At 73.5% G+C, this 19,472-nt stretch carries 14 protein-coding genes and 1 riboswitch; of the genes, 3 read left to right on the top strand and 11 right to left on the bottom strand.

The genetic code is table 11. The annotated features are described in order from the left end of the window. Positions 1-7: 7 nt before the first annotated feature. Positions 8-1,522, bottom strand: a complete 1,515-nt coding sequence (locus ACFWOG_RS02300; RefSeq protein WP_380353884.1) for a cobyric acid synthase — start codon at positions 1,520-1,522, stop codon at positions 8-10. Then, complete coding sequence (locus ACFWOG_RS02295; RefSeq protein WP_329883396.1) at positions 1,519-2,487, bottom strand: cobalamin biosynthesis protein; 969 nt, start codon at positions 2,485-2,487, stop codon at positions 1,519-1,521. Before ACFWOG_RS02295 ends, ACFWOG_RS02300 begins: the two co-directional genes overlap by 4 nt. A gap of 98 nt (positions 2,488-2,585) precedes the next feature. Further along, positions 2,586-2,717: riboswitch (cobalamin riboswitch) on the bottom strand. 264 nt (positions 2,718-2,981) lie between these two features. Here ACFWOG_RS02295 and ACFWOG_RS02290 point away from each other — a divergent pair. Then, positions 2,982-4,097, top strand: a complete 1,116-nt coding sequence (locus ACFWOG_RS02290) for an alpha/beta hydrolase (RefSeq protein ID WP_329949568.1) — start codon at positions 2,982-2,984, stop codon at positions 4,095-4,097. Between the two features lie 247 nt (positions 4,098-4,344). Beyond that, complete coding sequence (locus ACFWOG_RS02285; RefSeq protein WP_380353880.1) at positions 4,345-5,847, top strand: hypothetical protein; 1,503 nt, start codon at positions 4,345-4,347, stop codon at positions 5,845-5,847. Positions 5,848-5,943: 96 nt separating this feature from the next. On the opposite strand, the gene ACFWOG_RS02280 is transcribed toward ACFWOG_RS02285, so the two are convergent. The 9 genes from ACFWOG_RS02280 to ACFWOG_RS02240 all read right to left on the bottom strand — a co-directional run bounded on the left by ACFWOG_RS02280 (position 5,944) and on the right by ACFWOG_RS02240 (position 17,500). Next, positions 5,944-6,822 (bottom strand): CDP-alcohol phosphatidyltransferase family protein, encoded by an 879-nt coding sequence (locus ACFWOG_RS02280; protein WP_380353877.1) that lies wholly within the window; start codon positions 6,820-6,822, stop codon positions 5,944-5,946. Continuing rightward, positions 6,809-7,501, bottom strand: a complete 693-nt coding sequence (locus ACFWOG_RS02275; RefSeq protein WP_329883399.1) for a phosphatidylserine decarboxylase — start codon at positions 7,499-7,501, stop codon at positions 6,809-6,811. The genes ACFWOG_RS02280 and ACFWOG_RS02275 overlap by 14 nt, the downstream gene beginning before the upstream one ends. A gap of 467 nt (positions 7,502-7,968) precedes the next feature. Continuing rightward, the gene (locus ACFWOG_RS02270) at positions 7,969-9,171 is read right to left on the bottom strand and encodes an acyl-CoA dehydrogenase family protein (protein ID WP_329883400.1); all 1,203 of its coding nucleotides are present in this window, start codon (positions 9,169-9,171) and stop codon (positions 7,969-7,971) included. Between the two features lie 147 nt (positions 9,172-9,318). Beyond that, entirely contained in the window at positions 9,319-9,822 is a 504-nt protein-coding gene (locus tag ACFWOG_RS02265) for a MaoC family dehydratase (RefSeq protein ID WP_329883401.1), read from the bottom strand. Between the two features lie 22 nt (positions 9,823-9,844). Then, positions 9,845-10,816 carry a CoA ester lyase gene (locus ACFWOG_RS02260; protein WP_329949570.1) on the bottom strand — a complete coding sequence of 324 codons (972 nt, stop codon included), beginning with the start codon at positions 10,814-10,816 and terminating at the stop codon, positions 9,845-9,847. Between the two features lie 25 nt (positions 10,817-10,841). Further along, positions 10,842-12,917, bottom strand: a complete 2,076-nt coding sequence (locus ACFWOG_RS02255) for a protein meaA (protein WP_380353872.1) — start codon at positions 12,915-12,917, stop codon at positions 10,842-10,844. After that, entirely contained in the window at positions 12,917-14,254 is a 1,338-nt protein-coding gene (ccrA, locus tag ACFWOG_RS02250) for a crotonyl-CoA carboxylase/reductase (RefSeq protein ID WP_380353869.1), read from the bottom strand. Before ccrA ends, ACFWOG_RS02255 begins: the two co-directional genes overlap by 1 nt. Positions 14,255-14,630: 376 nt before the next feature. Further along, complete coding sequence (locus ACFWOG_RS02245) at positions 14,631-15,539, bottom strand: TetR family transcriptional regulator (RefSeq protein ID WP_329949573.1); 909 nt, start codon at positions 15,537-15,539, stop codon at positions 14,631-14,633. Positions 15,540-15,724: 185 nt separating this feature from the next. Then, the gene (locus ACFWOG_RS02240; protein WP_380353866.1) at positions 15,725-17,500 is read right to left on the bottom strand and encodes a 3-hydroxyacyl-CoA dehydrogenase family protein; all 1,776 of its coding nucleotides are present in this window, start codon (positions 17,498-17,500) and stop codon (positions 15,725-15,727) included. A gap of 507 nt (positions 17,501-18,007) precedes the next feature. On the opposite strand from ACFWOG_RS02240, the gene ACFWOG_RS02235 reads away from it, so the two are divergent. Continuing rightward, the gene (locus tag ACFWOG_RS02235; protein ID WP_380353863.1) at positions 18,008-19,471 is read left to right on the top strand and encodes a glutamine synthetase; all 1,464 of its coding nucleotides are present in this window, start codon (positions 18,008-18,010) and stop codon (positions 19,469-19,471) included. Position 19,472 lies beyond the last annotated feature (1 nt).

The raw sequence follows: 19,472 nt of genomic DNA, 5'->3' as shown, positions 1-19,472 counted from the left end.
TTCTCGCTCACGATTCTCCCCAAGGGGCCCCGGGCGGCAGGAACGGCAGCGATCCGGCCGCCGGCACCCCGCCTTCGATCAGCTTCCACAGTGCGTCGGTGTCCGCGTGTTCCTCGATCAGCTCCCCCAGTCGGTCCAGCCGGGCCTCGCGCGCCGCCGCGAACGAGGTGTCCGGCGCGGGGACGAACGCCCGGCCGGCCGATGCGGCGACGTCGCGCAGCAGTTCGCGCCGGAAACCGTCGTTCTCCAGCGCGCCGTGCCAGGTCGTCCCCCAGACGGAGCCCACCCGGCAGCCGTCCAGGAAGGGGGTGCCGCCCTCGACGGTGACCACGCCGTGGTGGATCTCGTAGCCCTCGACCCGCTGCCCGTACGCCTCGCCGACCGGCCGGCCCAGCACCTTCTCGACGCCGAACCGGACGTGCGTCGGCAGCAGGCCGAGCCCCTCCACGGTGCCGGCCTTCGACTCGACCTCGTCCACGACGGTCCGCGCCAGCATCTGGTAGCCGCCGCAGACGCCGAGGACGGGACGGCCCTGCGCCGCCCGCGCCTTCAGCGCCGTCTCCAGGCCGCGCTCGCGCAGCCAGGCGAGGTCCGCGACGGTGGCCCGGGTGCCGGGGAGCACGACGAGGTCGGCGTCGGCCAGCTCCTCGGGCCGGGTGGCCCAGCGGACCAGCACCCCGGGCTCCTGGGCCAGCGCGTCCAGGTCGGTGAAGTTCGACAGCCGGGGGAAGCGCACCACGGTCACCCGCAGCACGTCCGCGCCGAGCGGCCCGCGGCCGGCCGTGCGGTCGACCACGGTGGACAGGTCGAGCGAGTCCTCGGCGTCCAGCCAGAGGTCGGGCAGCATCGGCAGGGTGCCCAGCACCGGGCGGCCGGTCAGCTCGCGGAGCATCTCCAGCCCGGGGGCGAGCAGCCGCGCGTCGCCGCGGAACTTGTTGACGAACCAGCCGGCCACGTGCCGCTGGTCCTCGGCCGAGAGCAGCGCCAGCGTCCCGTACATCGCCGCGAACACCCCGCCCCGGTCGATGTCCCCGACCACGACGACCGGCAGCCCGGCGGCGGTGGCCAGGCCCATGTTGGCGATGTCCCGGTCCCGCAGGTTGATCTCGGCGGGCGAGCCGGCGCCCTCGCAGATCACCACGTCGTACCGGCGGCGCAGGTCCGCGAGGCACTCCAGGGCCCGCTCCAGCAGCACCGGCTTGCGGTCGCGGTAGTCCAGCGCGCCGACCTCGGCGACCGCCCGGCCGAGCAGCACGACCTGGCTGCGGCCGTTCGCGCCGGGCTTGAGCAGCACCGGGTTCATGGCCGCCTCGGGCTCCACCCGGGCGGCCTGCGCCTGCATCGCCTGCGCGCGGCCGATCTCGGCGCCGTCCGCGGTGACGAAGGAGTTCAGCGACATGTTCTGCGCCTTGAACGGCGCGACGCGGACGCCCTGACGGGCCAGCCAGCGGCAGATGCCGGCGGTGACCACGCTCTTCCCGGCGTCCGAGGTCGTCCCGGCGACCAGCAGTGCGTTGCTCATGCCCCACCCCTTCTCCTGCTCAGGGCCGCCCGGAGCAGCAGATGCCCGGCGACCGTCGTACCCAGCGCCAGCGCGCCCACCCGTCGGGAGAGCACGCAGGCCCGCTCGATGTCGTCCACCCCGACCGGCCGGAGCCCCTCGCCGAGCACCGGCCGGTGCTCGACGCGGTCGCCGTACCGGAGCGTCCCGCCCAGGCGGACGCCGACCGCACCGGCGAAGGCCGATTCGGCCTGGCCCGCGTTCGGGCTGGGGTGTGCGGAGCCGTCCCGCCGCCAGACCCGCCAGGCGGTGCGCGGTTCGGGCGCGGCGGCGACGGTCAGCAGCGCGGTCAGCCGGGCGCCCGGCCAGCCGGCCACGTCGTCCAGCCGCGCGGAGGCCCAGCCGAACCGGGCGTACCGGGGCGAGCGGTGGCCGACCATCGCGTCCAGGGTGTTGACGGCGCGGAACGCCAGCAGGCCCGGTGTGCCCGCGAGCCCGCCCCAGACCAGCGCGTTGACCACGGCGTCGGCGGTGTTCTCGGCGACCGACTCGACCACCGCGCGGGCCAGCTGGGCCTCGTCCAGGGTGCTCGGGTCGCGGCCGCACAGGTGCGGCAGCCGCTCCCGGGCCGCCGTCAGGTCGCCCGCGGCGAGCGAGCGGCCGATGGTCCGGGCCTCCCGGGTCAGCGAGGTGCCGCCGAGCACGGTCCAGGTCGCGGCGGCGGCCAGGGCGGCCCGCCCGAGCGGCCGGCGGCCGAGCAGCCGGTCGGCGGCCACGGCGCCGGCCGCGACGGTGCCCACGCAGAGCGCGGTGTAGGCGGTGCCGGTGGCGCGGTCGTCGCGCCAGATCCGCCGTTCCAGCCGGTTCGCGGCGGTGCCGAAGACGGCGACCGGGTGGCCGCGGCGAGGATCGCCGAGCCGGGTGTCGGCGAGGTATCCGGCGACTGCGCCCGCGGCGAACGCGGCGGCGCGGGTCAGCGGACGCACGGCGGGGTGCGGTGGCGGGTCGTCGCGGCCGGGGCAGGCTGCATCGCGTGGGTGTCCTCACTCAGGGTCCGCGCCCTGGATCGACGTACCGGGGGCGAGAGTCTCCTGGCTTCCGGGTCGGACGCACGCCCGGGCCTTCCAGCGGCTTCTGACGGCTCGCCGTGGCATTGTCCGGACGTGCTCCCCGGTGACAGTGGCGGGACCGCGCCGGACTCGCACCGGCTTCCTCTGCTTGCCTCCGTATGGCTGAAGGATCCCATCACGCCCCCGAACCGGGAGTCAACCGAGGTCACGGAGCGTTCGGTCACACCGCCGGTCCTCGCGCGGCCCCCGCCCCGGCCCCGCACGGGCCCGCCCCGGAGGCTCGCGCCCCGGTGTGACGTTGCTCCCGATCTGACACGGACGGCCGTGTCCTACTGGCCACCGGCCGCCGCCGCTAGTGGACTGGGGCCAGAACACCCTCCGGCACCGGGACTTAACTGCGGGGAGCGAGTATGCGTTGGGGAATCGCGGCCACCGTGGCCGCCGCCGCCGTCGGTACGGGGGCGGCCGTGCTGGTGATCGGCCGGCGGGCGTCCGAGCGGATGGTCCACCCGGCCGTCGCGGCCCGGGCGAGGTCCGGCCCGGTGCAGGTCCTGACCCTCGGCGCGGGGCGGGTCGGCTTCACCCGCGGCCCGGAGAGCGAACGCCCCGGCCGCTGGGCCGTGGAGTGGGGAGAGGACGGGCACGCGGTCGTCGGCGAGGTCCTGCACAGCGACGGGAAGGGCGTCACCCGCCGCCTGCTCCGGGCGGACCGGGGCACCCTCACGCCCGGTACCGAGGTCCGCTTCACCCCCCGGGTCCATCTCGGGGACCCGACGACCGCGCTCGGGATCCCGTTCACCGAGACCGCCGTCGAGGGCGAGCTGGGTGCGCTGCCCGCCTGGCGGCTGGACGGCGCGCGGGGCACCTGGGTGATCCTGGTGCACGGCCCCGGCGCCGACCGCTCCCAGGCTCTCCCGGTGCTCCCGCTGCTCCGGCGGCTGGCCCTGCCGGTGCTCGCCGTCAGCTACCGGGGCGACGCGGGTGCGCCGGCCTCCCCGGACGGCCTCGGCCACTTCGGCGAGACCGAGTGGCGCGACGTCGAGGCGGCGATCCGGCGCGCGCTGGACAGCGGCGCCGGCAAGGTCGTCCTCTACGGCTGGTCGCTCGGCGCCACCACGGCCCTGCAGGCCGCCGCCCGCTCCGGCTGGGCAGGCTCGATCAGCAGCCTGATCCTGGACTCGCCGGTGCTGGACTGGCCGGCCGGCGCGCGGCGCGGTGCGGCCCGGGCCGGCTACCGGGGCGTGGCCGCCGAACTGGGCGCGCTCGCCGCCGAGGGACGCACCGGCCTGGATCTGGCCGACTTCGCGCGCCTCGCCGACGGCACCGACCTGCGGGTCCCCACCCTGGTGCTGCACGGCCCGGACGACCCGGTGGCCCCGTTCCGCGCGGCCGAGCGCCTCGCCGGGAGGCGCCCGGACGTGGTCAACCTCCAGGCCTTTCCCGGCGGTGACCACGCCGCACTCTGGAACACCGACCCGGAGCGCTACGAGGAGACCCTCCGCCGTTGGCTCACGCCCTTCCTCTGAGCGCGCCCGGCCCGGTCCACCCGGCCGCGGCGGCTCCCCGGTCGCCGCGGCCGCTTCCCCTCTCCCTTTCCTCCCCGCTTCCCCTTCCCTCCCTCCCCGGTCACGAGTGGCATGGACCCGCCACTAAGATCAAGCCAGTCGGTTTGGCCTCTGTTGCCCGATCTTGTGGAGGCCCCGCGCCCGCCGCCCGGCCCGCGCGTGCAACCGGATGTGACAGATGGCCGGTACAAGGGGAAGACTGCTCGACGTGACGTCTCGGAACCCGCGCGACCGTGATGCCCCGCTCCCGCCGACGATCGGTACCGGTGCGACGGTGACCCGTCTCCCCGGAACTGCCCACCGCCCCGCCGGCGCCAGGCCGGGGGCCTCCGGCGTACCCCGCCGACGAGGCCCGGCCCCCGCACCCGGCCGCGGCCGGGTCCCCGTGCCGGAGGGCTTCCCCGCACCCGCCGAACTCGCCCCGCTGGCCCGCCGCATGCTGGTCGACGCCGTCCGGATCGCCCGTTGGGCCGGCGACCTCGACGAGGTCGACAAGCGCGGCGAGCTGCTCCCCGACGACGCCCGGGCCGCCGGCCGCGCCCTCGCCATGACGGTGGGCGCCGCGGCCAAGGCCTGGGGCCAGGCGCTGCTGGTCGGCCTGGTCGAGGCCAGGGACGGCGGCGCCGTCCCCGGCTGGCGCCTGCACGCCTGGGAGCACGACGACGAGGCGGTGGTCCGCGGCTGGTCGGCACTGTTCGACGCCTGGACCCTGCTCGCCCCGGTCCCGCCCGCCGCCCTGCGCGGCGTCTTCGCGGTGCTCGCCGGGCAGGCCGTCGACCAGGCCCCGCAACTGCTCTCCTTCCTGCACCTGGTGGACGGCCCGGTCGCCGACATGGAGCTGCTGGAGCTGCTCCGGCGCGGTCTGGACGAGCGCCGGGTCGGCGGTGGCGAGAGCACCTTCGGCCTCTCGCCCGTCCCGCACGCGGCCTCGGCGATCTCCGCGGTCCGCGGCACCTGCCGCGAGCCGCAGATCGACACCCCGGCCTCGCCCGCCGACGTGGCGGCCGTCCTCGACTGGATGCTGGACGGCCTCGCCGCCGTCGGCGCACTGGTCCGCCGGGACAACGCCGCCGACCTGTCGCCGCTCGGGCACTGGGCGGTGCGGGCCAAGCTGGAGGAGATCTGCACCGTCGCGCAGACCGCCGCCGGCCACATCGAGCAGAGCGCGCCGGAACTGCTGAGCGCCTGCGCCGACTACTCGCCGGGCCCGGCCCGCGCCGAGTACCGCGCCTGGCTGGCGGCCCGCCCGGCCGACCGGGCGGTGGCCGAGCTGCTGGAGGCGGCGCAGGGCGAGGACGCGCTGGTCCGCGGCCTGGCCTTCGAGGCGCTCCGGGTCGCCGGCTCCACCGCCGAGCAGGCCGTCCGGGCCGCCGTCGACGAGCCGGTGCTGCGCCCGTACGCGCTCCTCTGGCTCGCCGAGCGCTCGGACGAGGGGGTCTCGCCGGCCGACGTGCTGGGGGCGGAGGACGCCGCCTGGCTCTGGGTGGACACCGCCGCCGCCGTGCTGGACCACGGGGAGACGGAGCTGCTGGTCGGCCACGTCGAGGGCGCTTCGGCCGGTGACCCGGTGCGACTGTTCGCCCGGGCCCGGCAGTCCGGACACCCGCGGGCGGCCTCGGTGCTGACCGCCGTCTCCGGCGTCCACCCGGACCCGGCGGTGGCCCGCGCGGCGCGCCGTTCGGCCTTCAGCGTCCACCGCGGCGGCGCCTGAGCGGTCCGCCCGGGATCCCCCGGCGCGGCGCACGACATGACGAAGGGCCCGGATCCCTGGGGGATCCGGGCCCTTCGTCATGCGTCTCGTCGGTCGTCAGCCGATCCGGGACTCCGCGCGGCGTGCCCGCACGTCCCCGACCTTCTGGCCCACCTTGCGGCGGATGACCAGCAGCGGGGCCATCGCGGCCAGCGCGATCTGGCCGAACGCGCCGATGTGCAGCAGGTAGTCGCCGCCCTTCAGGCCGGTCGCCCAGGCCGCCAGGCAGCCGATGGAGAGCACGATCCAGCAGAGCGTCGCGGTGGCCAGCAGCCCCTGCGGCTTCGGGTACTCGATCCGGCTGACCATCAGGTACGCCACGCCGAAGATGGCGAGCAGACCGGGCAGGAACGGCGGGTCGAGCAGCACGATGGCGATCACCGTCATCGCACCCATCGGGCAGGGCATGCCCTGGAACACCCCGGGTCGCATCTTCACGGCGGAGAAGCGGGCGAGCCGCAGCACCACCGCGAGCAGCACGGTCAGCGCGATCAGCGCCGAGAGCCGGCTGTTGGAGCCCGGCGAGACCATGCCCCAGACGGCGACGAAGTAGGCCGGCGCGATGCCGAAGCTGATCAGGTCGGCCAGGTTGTCGAGTTCCGCCCCGAGGGCGGAGGAGCGCAGCTTGCGCGCCACCAGCCCGTCGAAGAGGTCGCACATCGAGCCGATCAGCAGCAGCGTCACCGCGGTGGCGGCACTGTGCTTGTCCGGCGCGGCGCCCGGGTTGGTGATGTGCGGGACGAGCACCCCGGTGGTGATCGAGTAGATCGCCAGGAACCCGCAGACGGCGTTCCCCAGGGTCAGGAAGTCGGCGGTGGAGAGGTGCTGCGGCGAACGCGGAGCACGCAGCTCGCGGTCGCGTGCCCAGCGGCGGCGGCGCAGCGCCGTCTCCTCGTCGTCCAGGCCGACGATCGTTTCAGGATCAGTCACGGTCAAGGCGCGTCACCCCGGCTGTGGTCTTCTGGCCGACCTCGACGCCGACCTCGACGCCGGCCGGCAGGTAGGTGTCGACCCGGGAGCCGAAGCGGATCAGACCGATCCGCTCGCCCTGCTCGACCTTGGTACCGGCGTCGACGTACGGCACGATGCGACGGGCCACGGCCCCCGCGATCTGCACCATCTCGATGTCGCCGAGCTCGGTGTCGAAGTGCCAGACGACCCGCTCGTTCTGGTCGCTGTCCTTGTTGAAGGCGGGGACGAAGCCGCCGGGCACGTGCTCCACGGAGGTCACCGTGCCGGGCAGCGGTGCGCGGTTGACGTGGACGTTGAGCGGGCTCATGAAGATCGCGACGCGGGTGCGGCCGTCCGGCCACGCGTCGATGCTCTGAACCACGCCGTCGGCGGGGGAGATCACTCTGCCCGTGCCGATCTCACGCTCGGGGTCGCGGAAGAACCACAGCATGCCGGCGCCGAGCGCGCAGGCGGGCACCGCCGCCAGGGCCCACGTGCCGTTGCGCCGGGTGAGGGCGGTGGTCACGGCGGCCGTGGCGAGGGTGGGGACGAACCAGGGGGTGGCTCCGCGCGCGATGGTCACGCGGGGTCGCCGACCGGCCGCCGGAGCTGCGAGGGCATCGCGGTCCGTGACGGAGGTGTGAGGGGACGGGCTGATGGGCATCGAAAACCTTTGTCGCGGGGGATCATGGCCGCTGGACGGGGGCCACCGCGGGATCGGGTAATAGAGGGACGTCTGCTGTCCCGGTGGATGCTATCGGGAGCACACGGTGGGTGGGCAACCCGCCTGCTCGTTCATGTGTCCTGCTGGAGGCGCCGGTGCGCCTCTGTGTATACGACCGTAGCTCGCCCCCGTCCGGTTCCCAAGGGACCGGGCAGAGCTGGTGACACTTGTCTCAGCAGAGTGTCCGGCAGGGCATGCCGGAGCGGCCCCGGGGCGCGTGACGGCAGTCGTACGCCCCGGGGCCGCTCCGAGGGCCGTGCCGGGCCCGGGCGGACCAGGCGCGGGACCGGTGCACGGCCCGGTGCCGGGACGGGCCCGCACGCCCGTCGACCGGCCGTCCTCGGACCGTCCGCCCGGCGTGCCGCAGGTCACGCGGCACGGGTCGGGTACGACGGAACGGGTCGGGTTCACTCCGCGATGCGGTACTCCTCCAGCAGCCGGCGCCCGACGATCATCTTCTGGATCTCCGCAGTACCTTCACCGATCAGCAGCATCGGGGCCTCCCGGTAGAGCCGCTCGATCTCGTACTCCTTGGAGAAGCCGTAGCCGCCGTGGATGCGGAAGGAGTCCTCGACGACCTCCTTGCAGTACTCGGAGGCGAGGTACTTGGCCATGCCGGCCTCCAGGTCGTTCCGCTCGCCGCCGTCCTTCTTGCGGGCGGCCATCACCATCATCTGGTGCGCGGCCTCGACCTTGGTGGCCATCTCGGCGAGCTTGAACTGGATCGCCTGGTGCTCGGCGATCTTCTTGCCGAAGGTGCTCCGCTGCTGGGCGTAGGCGATGCCCAGCTCGAAGGCGCGCCGCGCGACGCCGCAGCCGCGCGCGGCCACGTTGACCCGGCCGACCTCGACGCCGTCCATCATCTGGTAGAAGCCCTTGCCCGGGACGCCGCCGAGGACCCGGTCGGCCGGGATCCGGACGTCCTGGAGGACCAGCTCGGTGGTGTCGACGCCCTTGTAGCCCATCTTCTCGATCTTCCCGGGCACCGTGAGGCCGGGGACGGTCGGGTTCGGGCCGAATCCCGCCGTCTTCTCGATCAGGAAGGTGGTCATGTTCCGGTACGGGGTGGAGCCGCCCTCGTCGGTCTTGCAGAGCACCGCGACCAGGGTGGACGTGCCGCCGTTGGTCAGCCACATCTTCTGGCCGTTGAGGACGTAGAAGTCGCCGTCCCGGACGCCCTTGGTGGAGATCGCGGCGACGTCGGAGCCGAGGCCCGGCTCGGACATCGAGAAGGCGCCGCGGATCTCGCCGGCCGCCATCTTCGGCAGGAAGTAGTCCTTCTGCTCCTGGGTGCCGTGCGCGTTGATCATGTGCGCCACGATGAAGTGCGTGTTGACGATGCCGGACACCGACATCCAGCCGCGGGCGATCTCCTCGACCACCAGGGCGTAGGTGAGCAGCGACTCCCCGAGGCCGCCGTACTCCTCGGGGATGGTCAGGCCGAAGAGCCCGAGCTGCTTCATGCCCTCGACGATCGCGGTCGGGTACTCGTCCTTGTGCTCCAGCTCGGTCGCGACCGGGATGATCTCCTTGTCGACGAACTCGCGCACGGTGGCGAGGATGTCCCGCTGGATCTCGGTGAGGCCGTCGGTCTGTGCGAGGCGTCCCATCGTGCGGCTCCTGTCATGCCTGAAGAAGAAGAGGGTGGGGGTACGGGGGCTCCGCGGGCGTGACTTCCGCGGAGCCCCCGTGTACCGGGTGGGGCCACGGCCGATGACGGCGGCCGGCCCGTCCGGGGTCCTTGGGGCGGGCCGTGCTCAGGCCGACGGGGTGGGGCGGCCGGGCTGCTCCCCGCCGCGCGCGGTGGTGTAGGTCGCGGTCGGGACCATCACCTTGCGGCGGAAGAGGCAGACGACCGTGCCGTCCTGCTTGTAGCCCTTGGTCTCGACGTACACGATGCCGCGGTCGTCCTTGGACTTGGACGGCCACTTGTCGAGCACGGTGGTCTCGCCGTAGATCGTGTCGCCGTGGAAGGTCGGCGCGACGTGCCGCAGCGACTCGATCTCCAGGTTGGCGATCGCCTTGCCGGAGACGTCCGGGACGGACATGCCGAGCAGCAGCGAGTAGACGTAGTTGCCCACCACGACGTTCCGGCCGAAGTCGGTGGTGTGCTCGGCGTAGTGGGCGTCCAGGTGGAGCGGGTGGTGGTTCATGGTGAGGAGGCAGAAGAGGTGGTCGTCGTACTCGGTGACCGTCTTGCCGGGCCAGTGCTTGTAGACCGCGCCGACCTCGAACTCCTCGTAGGTGCGTCCGAACTGCATGATCGATGGTTCCTTACCGGTCTCAGGCCTGCGGGGGCTCGAACTTGGAGGTGCGGCGGAAGCCCGCGGCCCGGCCCTTGCCGGCGATGACCAGCGCCATCTTGCGGCTGGCCTCGTCGATCATCTCGTCGCCGAGCATCGCCGAACCCTTGGCGCCGCCCGCCTCGGAGGTGCACCAGTCGTAGGCGTCGAGGATCAGCTCGGCGTGGTCGTAGTCCTCCTGGGAGGGCGAGAAGAGCTCGTTGGCGGCGGCGACCTGGTCCGGGTGGAGCACCCACTTGCCGTCGAAGCCGAGGGCGGCGGCGCGGCCGGCCACCTCGCGGTAGCCCTCCTGGTTGCGGATCTGGAGGTACGGGCCGTCGATCGCCTGGAGGTCGTTGGCGCGTGCGGCCATCAGGATGCGCATCAGGATGTAGTGGTAGGCGTCGGCCGGGTAGCCGGGCGGCTGCTCGCCGACCACCAGGGACTTCATGTTGATCGAGGCCATGAAGTCGGCCGGGCCGAAGATGATGGTCTCCAGCCGGGGCGAGGACTCGGCGATCGCGTCGACGTTGATCAGGCCCTTGGCGTTCTCGATCTGCGCCTCGATGCCGATCCTGCCGACCTCGAAGCCCATGGTCTTCTCGATCTGGGTGAGCAGCAGGTCGAGCGCCCTGACCTGCTCGGCGTCCTGGACCTTCGGCAGCATGATGCAGTCGAGGTTGGGGCCGGCGCCCTCGACCACGGTGATCACGTCGCGGTAGGTCCAGTGGGTGGTCCAGTCGTTGACCCGGACGACCTTGGTCTTCGTGCCCCAGTCGCCGTTGTTCAGGGCGTCGACGATGGTGTGCCGGGCGCTCTCCTTGACCAGCGGGGCGCAGGCGTCCTCCAGGTCGAGGAAGACCTGGTCGGCGTCGAGGCCCTGGGCCTTCTCCAGGAACCGCGGGTTGGAGCCGGGCACGGCCAGGCAGGAGCGGCGGGGGCGCAGACGGTGGGGGGCGGCGGGAGTGCTCATGAGGGGTGGTCGGTTCCTTCCGGGGTCAGCTGCTGGACGCGGCGGTGCAGGACGTCCAGGGCTGGAGCCTGTTGGCCAGCCGGATCTCGTCCACGATCCGGCCGATGATGGTCGTGATGCCGAAGTCCTTCGGGGTGAACACGGCGGCGATGCCGGCGGCCTTGAGGGCCTCGCCGTCCGCTGCCGGGATGATGCCACCCACGATCACCGGGACATCCTCCACCCCGGCCCGGCGGAGCCGGTGCAGGACGTCGGGCACCAGCTCGGAATGGGCACCGGAGAGGATCGACAGGCCCACGCAGTGCACGTCCTCGGCGACGGCCGCCGAGACGATCTGCTCCGGGGTGAGCCGGATGCCCTGGTAGACCACCTCGAACCCGGCGTCGCGGGCCCGGACGGCGATCTGCTCGGCGCCGTTGGAGTGCCCGTCCAGGCCGGGCTTGCCGACCAGCAGGCGCAGCTTTCCGGCGCCCAGCTCGGCGGCGGTCGCGGCGACCGCCTCCCGGACCGCGGCCAGTTCGCCGCCGGGTTCGGCGGTCACCGCGACCGGCGCGCCGCCGACGCCGGTGGGGGCGCGGTACTCGCCGAAGACCTCGCGCAGGGCGAACGCCCACTCGCCGGTGGTGACCCCGGCGCGGGCACAGACCAGGGTGGCCGGCATCAGGTTGTCGCCGGTGGCGGCGACGGTCTTGAGGTCCTCCAGGGCCCGCAGTGCCGCGGGCTCGTCGCGCTGCCCGCGCCAGGCCTCCAGGGCGTTGAGCACGGACTGCTCGGAGGCCGGGTCGACGACCATGATCGCGGTGTCGAGGTCGGCCGTGAGCGGGCTCTCCTCGGTCGTGTCGAAGCAGTTCACCCCGATGATCCGGTCCTCGCCGGACTCGATCCGGGCCCGGCGGGCGGCGTGCGAGGCGACCAGGTTGGACTTGAGGTAGCCGGACTCGACGGCCGGGATGACCCCGCCCATCTCCAGCACCTTGGCGATCTCGGCCTCGGCGCCGGCCAGCAGGTCGGCGGTCTTGGCCTCGATTACCTCGGAGCCGTTGAAGATGTCCCCGTACTCCAGCAGGTCGGACTCGTAGGCGAGCACCTGCTGGATCCGCAGCGACCACTGCTGGTCCCAGGGGCGGGGCAGGCCGAGCGCCTCGTTCCAGGCGGGCAGCTGGACGGCGCGGGCGCGGGCGTCCTTGGAGAGCGTGACGGCGAGCATCTCCAGCACGATCCGCTGGACGTTGTTCTCCGGCTGGGCCTCGGTCAGGCCGAGCGAGTTGACCTGGACGCCGTAGCGGAACTGACGCTGCTTGGCGTCCTCGATGCCGTACCGCTCCCGGGTGACCTTCTCCCAGAGCCGGCCGAAGGCGCGCATCTTGCACATCTCCTCGACGAACCGCACGCCGGCGTTCACGAAGAAGGAGATCCGGGCGACCACCTCGCCCATCCGCTCGGCCGGCACCTGGCCGGAGTCGCGGACGGCGTCCAGCACCTCGATCGCCGTGCACATCGCGTAGGCGATCTCCTGGACGGGGGTGGCCCCGGCCTCCTGGAGGTGGTAGCTGCAGATGTTGATCGGGTTCCACTTCGGGATGTTCCCGACGGTGTAGGCGATCATGTCGGTGATCAGGCGCACCGACGGCCCGGGCGGGAAGACGTGCGTCCCGCGCGACAGGTACTCCTTGACGATGTCGTTCTGGGTGGTGCCGGTGAGCTTGGCGATGTCGGCGCCCTGCTCCTCGGCGACCACCTGGTAGAGCGCCAACAGCCACATCGCGGTGGCGTTGATCGTCATCGAGGTGTTGGTCTGTTCGAGCGGGATCCCGTCGAACAGGGCCCGCATGTCGCCGACGTGACCCACCGGCACGCCGACCCGGCCGACCTCGCCGCGGGCGAGGATGTGGTCGGAGTCGTAGCCGGTCTGGGTCGGCAGGTCGAAGGCGACGGAGAGACCGGTCTGCCCCTTGGCGAGGTTCTTCCGGTAGAGCGCGTTGGAGTCGCTCGCGGTCGAGTGGCCGGCGTACGTGCGCATCAGCCACGGCCGGTCGCGCGGCACGCGCCCGCCCGCCGCCGCCGTCGGCGCGCCCTCCGGCCCGCCCGCCCGGGCAGTCATCAGACGTTCCTGAAGCGGTTGATGGCCGGCAGGTGCTTCTCGCGCAGTTCGGCGTCGCGCACGCCCAGACCCTCCTGCGGGGCCAGGCAGAGCACGCCGACCTTGCCCTGGTGCTTGTTCTGGTGGACGTCCAGCGCGGCCTGGCCGGTCTGGTCGAGCGAGTACACCTTGGAGACCGTCGGGTGGATCCTGCCCTTGGCCACCAGGCGGTTGGCCTCCCAGGCCTCCCGGTAGTTGGCGAAGTGCGAGCCGACGATCCGCTTGAGCGACATCCACAGGTAGCGGTTGTCGTACTGGTGCATGAAGCCGGAGGTGGAGGCGCAGGTGACGATGGTGCCGCCCTTGCGGGTGACGTACACCGAGGCGCCGAAGGTCTCGCGGCCCGGGTGCTCGAAGACGATGTCGACGTCCTCGCCGCCGGTAAGCTCGCGGATCCGCCCGCCCAGGCGCTTCCACTCGCGCGGGTCCTGGGTCTGCTCGTCCTTCCAGAACCGGTAGCCCTCGGCGGAGCGGTCGATGATCGCCTCGGCGCCCATCGCCCGGCAGATCTCGGCCTTCTGGTCGCTGGAGACCACGCAGATCGGGGTGGCGCCGCCGGCCAGGGCGTACTGGGTGGCGTACGAGCCGAGGCCGCCGCTGGCGCCCCAGATCAGCACGTTGTCGCCCTGCTTCATGCCCGCGCCGTTCCGCGAGACCAGCTGGCGGTAGGCGGTGGAGTTGACCAGGCCGGGGGAGGCGGCCTCCTCCCAGGTCAGGTGGGCCGGCTTGGGCATCAGCTGGTTGGTCTTCACCAGCGCCAGCTGGGCCAGGCCGCCGAAGTTGGTCTCGAAGCCCCAGATCCGCTGCTCCGGGTCCATCATCGTGTCGTTGTGGCCGTCGGAGGACTCCAGCTCGACCGAGAGGCAGTGCGCGACGACCTCGTCGCCGGGCTTCCAGGCGTTGACCCCGGCGCCGGTGCGCAGCACCACCCCGGCGAGGTCCGAACCGAGCACGTGGTACGGCAGGTCGTGGCGCTTGGTGAGCGGCGAGAGCCGGCCGTAGCGCTCCAGGAAGCCGAAGGTGGAGACCGGCTCGAAGATCGAGCTCCACACCGTGTTGTAGTTCACGGCGCTCGCCATGACGGCGACCAGGGCCTCGCCCGGGCCCAGCTCGGGCAGCGCGACGTCGTCGAGGTGGAGTGACGTGCGAGGGTCCTTGTCGCGGCTGTCGAGGCCCGCGAACATCTGCTCCTCGTCCTTGTGGAGCGTCACCGCTCGGTAGGACTCCGGCAGCGCCAGGGCGGCGAAGTCCGCCGGGGTGCTGTCGGGGCTGAGGATCGCGTCGAGGATTTCCTTCATGGCTGCCTCCGAAGGCGTACCTGTGTGAGGGCACAGGGCGTCTGGGGGAGCCGGGCGCGGACACCGGCTTCGCTGGGTTGGGTGGTGGGTGGAACGTGGCTGGCGGGCCGGCCTGCGGGCCTGGCCTTCAGGGCGTCGTTCCCGGGGTGTGGGAACGCCGGTACGACGGCGCGCCGAGGTGGGGAGCCGCGGCGCCGCGACTGGTTGGTAACAAGGTAGTGGCACCCTGTGCCACGCGTAAAGACACCGGGTGTCACGAATTTCCGGCGCGCCGCACCGGCGTTCACGTGTCACTCGGCGGGCATGGGGGAGGGCCCGTACCGACGTGTCGGTACGGGCCCTCAATTACCTCGTTGACCTGCGAAAACTATCGGCCTCAGGCCCGCCGGGCGCCTTCCAGGGCGGCTCTGATCGAGTCCACCACCACTTCCAGCGGGGCGTCGGTGCGGGCCACTGTGATGAGGACCTCACCGCCGGGGCTGGCACTCAGTGCGCTGGCGACAGCCGCCTCCGACCCCACCCCGCTGGCACCGGGTGCCACCAGGGCCCCGCGCCGGCGCGCGCCCGGCGCGTTGGACGCCCAGAAGGTCCGCCGGGTCACCTCGAACGAGTGGTCCAGCTGCGCCTCCACGTCGCCCCGGCCGCCGGCCCTCAGCCAGCGCCGCAACACGTGGTTGTGGGCCGCGACGACGGCCGCCGCCGACACCTCGGCCAGCATCGAGTCGTCCTCGCCGCCGCGCTGCCAGCCCGCCGGGATCTCCTCGCCGGGGTCGAACCGACCCAGCAGGTACCGGGTGAACAGCCGCTCGTACCGCGCCACCACCGCGATCTCCCGCTCGCGCAGCGCGGGCACCTGACGGATCAACTGGTACCGGGCCACCGAGACCGCGGGGGTGGAGGCGTACATCCGCAGCACCTCCTTGATGCCCCGGCAGACCACGTCCAGCGGGTGCTCCTCGGGCTCGGCGCTGGCCAGCAGGTCGGCCACCCGGACCAGGGTGTCGTCGTGGTCCGGGAAGATCGCCTCCTCCTTGGACCGGAAGTAGCGGAAGAAGGTCCGCCGGGCCACCCCGGCCGCCGCCGCGATCTGGTCGACGGTGGTCTCCTCGTAGCCCTGCGAGGCGAACAGCTCCATGGCGGCGGTGGCCAGGTCCTGGCGCATCTGCTGCCGCTGCGCCGCCGCCCGGCGGCTGCCCGGGCCCCCTTCCTGCCCCACCGGGCCGGCCGCCCGGGCGTCGCGCGGGAGGACGGACTGCTGCGGGGAGACTGCCTGAACCCGATCCATGGCCGGAACGCTACACGTCCCGGGGGCCGGGGCAGGGGGCCTTCCCCGGCGCACGGGGGCGACCGGGCCGGTCACGGCCGGTCTGGGCCAGCGGCCGGAGACGGCCCCCTGCCCCCAGGCGGACCGGTCCGGTCCGGGCGGCGGGTGCCCGGGCTGTCCGGGCTGCCCGTAGGACGGTTGTGCGGTCACCGGCGTGCGTGGTCGCGGAAGCCGCGGCCGGTCTTGCGGCCCAGACAGCCGGCCGCCACCAGGTGCTCCAGCAGCGGAGCCGCCGCCAGGCCCGGCTCGCGGAACTCCTGGTGCAGGACCTGCTCGATGGTCAGCGAGACGTCCAGGCCGACCACGTCCAGCAGCTCGAACGGGCCCATCGGGTAGCCGCAGCCCAGCTTCATCGCGGTGTCGATGTCGTCCACCGTCGCGTAGTGCTCCTGCAGCATCCGCACCGCGTCGTTCAGGTAGGGGAAGAGCAGCGCGTTCACGATGAACCCGGCCCGGTCCCCGCACTCCACCGGGTGCTTGCGCACCTCGGCGCACAGCTCCAGCACGGTCGCGGTGACGTCCGGCGCGGTCAGCACCGTGGACACCACCTCGACCAGCTTCATGGCCGGCGCCGGGTTGAAGAAGTGCATCCCGATCACGTCCTGCGGCCGGGAGGTGGCCGAGGCGCAGCTGATCACCGGCAGCGAGGAGGTGGTGGTGGCGAGCACCGCACCCGGCTTGACGATCTTGTCCAGGGTGGCGAACAGCTCGCGCTTGACCGCCAGGTCCTCGGCCACCGCCTCGACCACCAGGTCCACCTCGGCCAGCTCGCCGTACTGCCCGACCGGCGTGACCAGCGCGAGCGCCGCGTCCCGCTGCTCCGCGCTCAGCCGGCCCCGGGTCACCGAACGCTCCAGCGACCGCGCCAGCTGCGCCTTGGCCTGGTCCGCCTTCTCCTGGCTGCGGGCGGCCAGCAGCACCGGGCGGCCCGCCTTGGCGAACACCTCGGCGATGCCGGTGGCCATCGTCCCCGAACCGCAGACGCCGACCGTGCGGACCGTCCGGCCCGGCACCTTCGGCAGCGCCGGACCGTCGGCCGCGTCGACCGGCCTGGAGGAGCCGGGCGCCGCGTAGGTGTAGAAGCCGCGGCCGCTCTTGCGGCCCAGCAGGCCCGCCGAGACCAGCTGGCCGAGGATCGGCGCGGGGGCGTGCAGCCGGTCCCGGGACTGCTCGTACATGGCCTCCAGGACGGTCCGGGCGGTGTCCACGCCGATCAGGTCGAGCAGCGCCAGCGGGCCCATCGGCAGGCCGCAGCCGAGCCGCATCGCGGCGTCGATGTCCTCCCGGGTGGCGTACTTGGACTCGTACATCGCGGCGGCCTGGTTCAGGTACGCGAAGAGCAGGCCGTTGACCACGAAGCCGGCCCGGTCGCCGGCGGCCACCGGCTCCTTGCCGAGGTCCCGGGCGAACCCGGCGGCGTCCTCGGCCACCTGCGGGGAGGTGAGCACGGTGCGGACCACCTCGACCAGCTTCATGGTGTGCACCGGGTTGAAGAAGTGCAGGCCGAGCACCCGCTCCGGGCGGGCCGTGGCGGCGGCGATCCGGGTCACCGAGAGCGCGGTGGTCCCGGTGGCCAGCACCGTCCCCGGCGGGCAGATCCGGTCCAGCTCGGCGAAGAGCTCCCGCTTCAGCTCCAGTTGCTCGGGCACCTCCTCGACGACCAGGTCGGCGTCGGCGGCGGCCTCCAGCGCGTGGCCCACCGAGATCAGGTCGAGCAGCGCGGTGCGCTCCTCGGGGGTGAGCCGCTCGCGGGTCACCGCGTACGCCGTGGCCTCCTGGATCCGGGCCAGTGCCCGGGCGGCCTGCTCCTCGTCGGCTTCGATGCCGATCACCCGGCGGCCGCTCCTGGCGACGGCGACCGCGACGCCGGCACCCATCGTGCCGAGGCCGACCACGGCGACCGTGGGAAAGGGACGCTCCATCTGTCCTGACTCCTTGTCATGGGAAGCCCGCGCGCGCTCCGGCGGACGCGCCGACGGAGGGGGGTCCGCGCGCGGGGGCTGGGGAGATGACGGTTGCGGCCACCGCGCAGCCGCCGGTCCGCTCCGGCGGTGCTGCGGGTGTGCCGTGGTACTCAGGCGCTCGGCGTGAAGGAAGCGACTCTGAAGCAGAGAAGAGAAAAGGAGGGAAACCCCGGCCTTCGTCCGCGATCCGCGAAAACGGCCGGTGGGTGAACACACCGTTCCGGTGCCGTCCGGTCCGCGCGGTCCCGCGCGCCGGTCGACGCCCCCGCCGGTGCGGCTCCCGAAGCCCGGCGGTGATGCGTGCCGACACTGTAGCCGAGCTACTCGCCGGTAGGAAGGGGGTGGGAGCCGGTATTTCGCCGCCGGGACCGCGTCGCCGGAACGGGTGACGGAGGGGACGGACGTCCGTTCGGACCACCCGATAGGGGAATTACGTGAGGTGGTGCGGCCGGGCAGCATGGGGGCATGAGCACCGGAACCGTGACCGCGGGTCGTGGCGAGCCCGCCGCCGAGCAGGAGCCCGCCGCCGAGGACGCCGGCCGGCCGGCCGGCGTCGCGCTGCCGCCGAGGGCCGACCGGGCGGAGCGCGGGGAGCGCGCCCGGGCCGCGGTCGAGCGGCTGCGGGCCGCCGAGGTCGACGCGGTGGCCGTCACCTGGGTGGACAACGCCGGCATCGCGCGGGTCAAGGCCGTGCCGTTGACCGGCCTGGTGCACGCCGCGCAGTGGGGCGTCGGCACGGCGCCCTGCTTCGACGTCTTCCTGGCCGACGACACCATCGTCTCCAGCCCGCTGACCGGCGGCCCCACCGGTGACCTGCGGCTCTACCCCGACGTCGACCGGCTCGTCCCGCTCGCCGCCCAGCCCGGCTGGGCCTGGGCACCGGGTGACCGGTACACCCAGGGCGGCGCCCCGCACCCGGGCTGTCAGCGGCTCTTCGCCCGCCGGGCGGTCGCGGCGGCGGCCGAGCGCGGCCTGGGCCTGAAGGCCGGGATCGAGATCGAGTGGGTCGTCGCGCTGGCCGGCCCGCCGGAGGAGGAGCCCCGGTACCCGACGGCCGGCGCCGCGTACGGCCTGCAGCGGCTCACCGACCTCTCCGGGTACCTGCGCGAGCTGCTCCGCGCCCTCGCCGAGCAGGGGCTGACCGTGCTCCAGATCCACCCCGAGTACGCGGCCGGCCAGTTCGAGGTCTCGGTCGCCCCCGAGGGCCCGGTCGAGGCCGCCGACACCTCGGTCCTGGTCCGGCAGACCGTCCGCGCCGTCTCGGCCCGGCACGGACTGCGGGTCTCCTTCGCCCCGGTGGTCGAGGCCGGCTCGGTCGGCAACGGCGGCCACCTCCACCTCAGCCTCTGGCGGGACGGCCGCAACCTCGCCCGCGGCGGGTCCGGCCCGCACGGGTTGACCGCCGAGGCCGAGGGCTTCCTCGCCGGGGTGCTCGGCGCGCTGCCCGAGCTGCTGGTGCTCGGCTCCTCCAGCCCGGCCGGCTACCTGCGGCTGGTCCCCTCGCACTGGGCCGGTGCCTACCGGTGCTGGGGCCTGGAGAACCGGGAGGCGGCGCTCCGGCTGGTGACCGGTTCCACCGGCGAGCGCTCCACCGCGGCCAACGCCGAGATCAAGTGCTTCGACGCCACCGCCAACCCCTACCTGGCGCTCGGCGGGGTGCTCGCCGCGGGCCTCGCCGGCCTCGACCGGGGGCTCACGCTGCCGCCGGAGGTCACCGGTGACCCGGCGCAGGCCGAGCCCGGCACGGTCCCCAGGCTCCCCGCCGGACCGGCCGAGGCGCTCGCCGCCTACCGGCGGTCGGCGGTGCTCCGGGAGGCGCTCGGCGAGCCGCTGTACGAGGCGGTGCTGGCGGTCCGTCTGGCCGAGAGCGAGCAGTACGCGGGCGCCACCCCCGAGCAGCTGGTGGCGGCGACCCGCTGGCGGTACTGAC

Source organism: Kitasatospora sp. NPDC058406 (assembly GCF_042722765.1).
Lineage (GTDB): Bacteria > Actinomycetota > Actinomycetes > Streptomycetales > Streptomycetaceae > Kitasatospora.
Note: the sequence above shows the minus strand (reverse complement) of the source record. Positions and strands in the feature narration are given on the sequence as shown.